The organism is Actinoplanes sp. NPDC048791, from assembly GCF_040650095.1.
Classification (GTDB): domain Bacteria; phylum Actinomycetota; class Actinomycetes; order Mycobacteriales; family Micromonosporaceae; genus Actinoplanes.
On record NZ_JBEZGQ010000830.1, the window covers coordinates 1 to 3,749 of the forward strand.

At 72.4% G+C, this 3,749-nt stretch carries 5 protein-coding genes; 2 read left to right on the top strand and 3 right to left on the bottom strand.

The genetic code is table 11. The features are described from left to right. A partial coding sequence (locus AB0C29_RS37910; protein ID WP_360831014.1) for a substrate-binding domain-containing protein occupies positions 1 to 404 on the top strand: 404 nt, incomplete at its 5' end. A 177-nt stretch (positions 405 to 581) separates the two neighbouring features. After that, the gene (locus AB0C29_RS37915; RefSeq protein ID WP_360831016.1) at positions 582 to 1,073 is read left to right on the top strand and encodes a DUF3253 domain-containing protein; all 492 of its coding nucleotides are present in this window, start codon (positions 582 to 584) and stop codon (positions 1,071 to 1,073) included. A 4-nt stretch (positions 1,074 to 1,077) separates the two neighbouring features. Here the strand turns inward: AB0C29_RS37915 and AB0C29_RS37920 are convergent, their stop codons facing one another. The 3 genes from AB0C29_RS37920 to AB0C29_RS37930 all read right to left on the bottom strand — a co-directional run bounded on the left by AB0C29_RS37920 (position 1,078) and on the right by AB0C29_RS37930 (position 3,748). Then, positions 1,078 to 2,451: a hypothetical protein gene (locus AB0C29_RS37920; protein ID WP_360831019.1), complete on the bottom strand. Its 1,374-nt coding sequence runs from the start codon at positions 2,449 to 2,451 to the stop codon at positions 1,078 to 1,080. Between the two features lie 6 nt (positions 2,452 to 2,457). Beyond that, positions 2,458 to 2,859, bottom strand: coding sequence for a VOC family protein (locus tag AB0C29_RS37925; protein ID WP_360831022.1), 402 nt, complete (start codon positions 2,857 to 2,859; stop codon positions 2,458 to 2,460). A gap of 100 nt (positions 2,860 to 2,959) precedes the next feature. Further along, the gene (locus tag AB0C29_RS37930; protein WP_360831025.1) at positions 2,960 to 3,748 is read right to left on the bottom strand and encodes a sugar phosphate isomerase/epimerase family protein; all 789 of its coding nucleotides are present in this window, start codon (positions 3,746 to 3,748) and stop codon (positions 2,960 to 2,962) included. Position 3,749 lies beyond the last annotated feature (1 nt).

Below are 3,749 nucleotides of genomic sequence, written 5' to 3' on the forward strand. Positions count from 1 at the left end.
CGGCGAGCCTGCGCGCCCACGGCCTCTCGCTGGACGACCTGCCGGTGGTGCACACCGACTTCACCCGCGACGGCGGCCGGGCCGCGGCCGACCGCATCATCGACGAACACCCGGACACCACGGCGATCGTGGCCCTCAACGACGCGATGGCGATGGGGGTGCTGTCCGCGCTGCGCACCCGCCGGATCGCGGTGCCGGACCGGATGTCGGTGGTCGGCTTCGACGACGTCTCGGTGGCGGCGGACCTGGCCCCGAGCCTGACCACGGTCCGGCTGCCGATGACGGACATGGGGCGGATGGCGCTGGACCTGGCCCTCAAGCCGCGGTCGGCCCGGCCCCGGCGCCGCCCGACCGGCCACCAGCTCATCGTCCGCGACTCCACCGGGCCGGCACCCACCCGCTGACCACGCGACAGAGGCGCCCTCTCGCCGATCCCCGCGCGGCCTGGAAGACCGTGAGGTAGCCGTAGCCCTGCACAGTGGTGGCGATCCCAACGTCGGGCGAGGGTCGGTGACTCGCGGTGGGGCACCTCGTCCGGCCGAAGGCGGCGCGAGTCGGGTCTCGCCGAGGACAATGGCTCCATGGACGCCAGCGACGACAGCACGCTGACGGCGGACGGTCGGTACATCGTCGTGGCCGGCCGCCGACAGCAGGCCGCCGACCCTGCCATCCCGGAATCACTGCGGAAGGAGCTGGTAAAAGAGCTGACGGCAGCCCGCCAACTCGCCCACGAAGACCCGGACGCGGCCCGGACCCGGCTGCGGGACGCCGAGGTGGCGCTGGCCGAACGAGGCGATCCCTGGTGGGCACCGACACCCGCCGGCCAACGTGAGCGGCTGGCCGCCGCGATGCGCGCCCTGCTGTGGCACCGCCGTCCCGATGCCACCATCTGCCCCAGCGACGCGGCCCGGGTCGTCGGCGGCGCGGCGTGGCGTGACCTGATGGGCACAGCGCGGGAGGTGGCCGGCGAGCTGGCCGACGAGGGAATCATCGCCGTTCGTCAGCACGGCGCCGACGTCGACGTGGCTGCCGCGGTCGGGCCCGTCCGTCTCGCTCGTGGCACCGGCTGGTGAGACGCTACGACCGGTTGAAGGTTCGGGTCAGTGCGGCGGCGACGGCCGTGAACAGGAGCCAGCCGAGGATCACCAGCAGATAGGCCAGCCACCGCGCGTTTCCGGTGAAGCCGAAGGCGGTTTCCTGGCCGACGTTGACGATCGGGACGAGCACATCCAGCGTGTAGATCAGCGGATTGAACGCGACGCCGCTGCGCCCGGCGGTGGGCGGGTGGAAGTGGAACACCACGGAGCCCAGGGCGATCAGGCCGAGCAGCCACAGGGCGGCGCGCCCCGGCCGGTAGCCGTAGCCGACCAGCAGGTCCTGCAGCAGACCCCAGGCCACTGCGGGCGGGGACAGCTGCCGGCGGCGCCGGCGTTGCTTGGCCAGCAGGACCGTACGGGCGTCAGCCTCGTGCCCGATCTGGCGGTAGTGCGTGGCCAGTTGCTCGTACGGCTGCGGCCGGTATCCCTCGGGGTCCTGGCTCAGCCACCGCAGGCGGCCGGCGGCGACGCCGGCGGGCTCCAGGGCGGAGTACCGGGCTCCGTCCAGCCGTAGCCGGGCCGGCGATTTCGCCGGGTCGTCGCGGAGTATCTGGACCTGGGCGTGGCGCAGGTCGACCGTGCCGTCGACGCGTTCCGGCCGCAGGCTCAGTTCCGCGGCACGCATTCCCCAGGCGTCCAGGGCCGTGTCGCCGGGGTTGAGCAGCACCGCGTCGGTCAGGTTGACCTCGCCTGTGATGTCGGCTCCGCGAAGCCGCAGCATGCCTTCGACCCGCAGCCCCCGGTGGGCGTACACCGCGCCGCCGACGCGGATGCCGGACAGCTCCACGTTTCCGCTCGCGGTTGTGCCCTGCAGGTACACATGCCGGCCCACCTGCATCGAATCGCCGAACACGGCCGCCACGCGGTCGCCGAACAGCTCCTCGGCGCGGCCGTCGCCGCTCAGGTGGGCCCAGTCGAAGTCCAGGTCGCCGCTGACCTGGACGCCGTAGCTGACGACGGCTCCGGTCAGAGTGCACTTGACGAAGCTGAGCGTGCCTCCGACGGTTGCCGCGAAGGCGTCGAGGCCGGGGAGGGTGCTGCCCTCGAAGGACACGCCACGCAACCGGGCGAAGGACAGCGACGGCACCGAGTCGAAGGTGCAACCGACGAGGTCGATGGCGACGTCGACGTCGGCCTGGTGCAGGTCGAGGACCCCGGCCACCTCGGCGCCGTGCAGACGCAACGCCGCCTGGTGGCCGAGCTCCGCCGGGCGGGCGCCGAGCAGCAACGACCGGATCACCGCGGCGCGGACCGTAGGTGCGCCGCTCTGCGGCATTGCCACCCGGCCGTACGGGAACGCGTCCCACAATTGCTGCTCCGCCGCGGACAACTCACCCAGCTCGACGGGGACCACCACGGTTCAGGACGGCTGCGGCAGGTGCTGCGCGATCTCCCACATGTTTCCCGCGGGGTCGGCGAACGCGGCTGTCCGGCGGCCCCACGGGCGGTCGACCGGGCCGTTGAGGATGGTGACGCCGTGCTGCCGGAGCTCCTCGCACACGGCGTCGGCATCATCGACCTGGATGGTGATCAGCAGACGGGCACCGCTCTCCGGCGGGCCCACCGGCTGCGGCTCGATGAGCGTCTCGGCGCGCTCGGTCCGGAGCACATTGATCATCAGGTTGTCCAGCCGGACCACGGCCGAGTTCTCGTCCGCGTAGACGACCTCGAGGCCGAAGACGTTCTCGTAGAACGCCCGCGTGGCCGCGAGGTCCTCGGCGAACACCGTGATGACCTCGATCTTGCTCAGTCCCTTGATCACGCGCCGGTTCCCTCTCTCCACGATCGATAGCGCGACGCCTGCCGCATGGCGGGACAGTAACGGAAGCTGAGCGTCCCGGCTGCCCCGCCGGAGGCGGCTGCTAGTCGACGTGTTCCCGGTAGCGTTCCAGGGTCTCGGTGAGGACCTCGCGGCCGTCGCGCGCCCAGACCGCCTCGTTGAAGACCTCCACCTCGATCGGCCCGGTGTAGCCCGCCGCGTCCACCGCCTCGCGGAAGCGGCGCAGCTCCACGCAGCCCGTACCGGGCAGACCCCGGCCCAGCAGCACGCCGGCCGGCAGCGGCGTCAGCCAGTCGGCCACCTGGAAGCAGGCGATCCGCTGCTCACGACCGGCGCGGGCGATCAGCTCCCAGACCGTGTCGTCCCACCACAGGTGGTACGTGTCGATCACCACCCCGACCGCCTCCGCCGGGTACGGCGCCGCCAGGTCCAACGCCTGACCGAGGGTGGACACGACGCAGCGGTCGGAGGCGTACATCGGGTGCAGCGGCTCGATCGCCAGCTGCACGCCCGCGTCCAGCGCGTACGGCACCAGGGTGCCGATCGCCTCCCCCACGTGGGCCCGGGCCGCGTCGATGTCCCGGCTGCCCTCGGGCAGACCACCGGAGACCAGCACCAGCGCCGGGGCGCCCAGGGTCGCTGCCTCGTCGATCGCGCGTTTGTTCTCGTCCTGCCAGCCGTCCTGCTGGAAGAAGCCGCCCCGGCACAGCGAGGTGACGGCCAGTCCCGCGTCGTGGACCAGCGCCGCGGACTTCTCGACGCCGTACGCCTGGACGTCCTCGCGCCACAGGCCGACGCCGGTCACGCCGGCCTCGACGCAGCCGGCGACCAGGTCGGGCAACGGCCAGTGTTTGGTAGTCGCCTGGTTCAGG

What these genes read in the sequence shown, in the direction of transcription:
- AB0C29_RS37915 (WP_360831016.1), top strand. Translation starts at nt 582, where the DNA reads ATGGACGCCAGCGACGACAGCACGCTGACGGCGGACGGTCGGTACATC.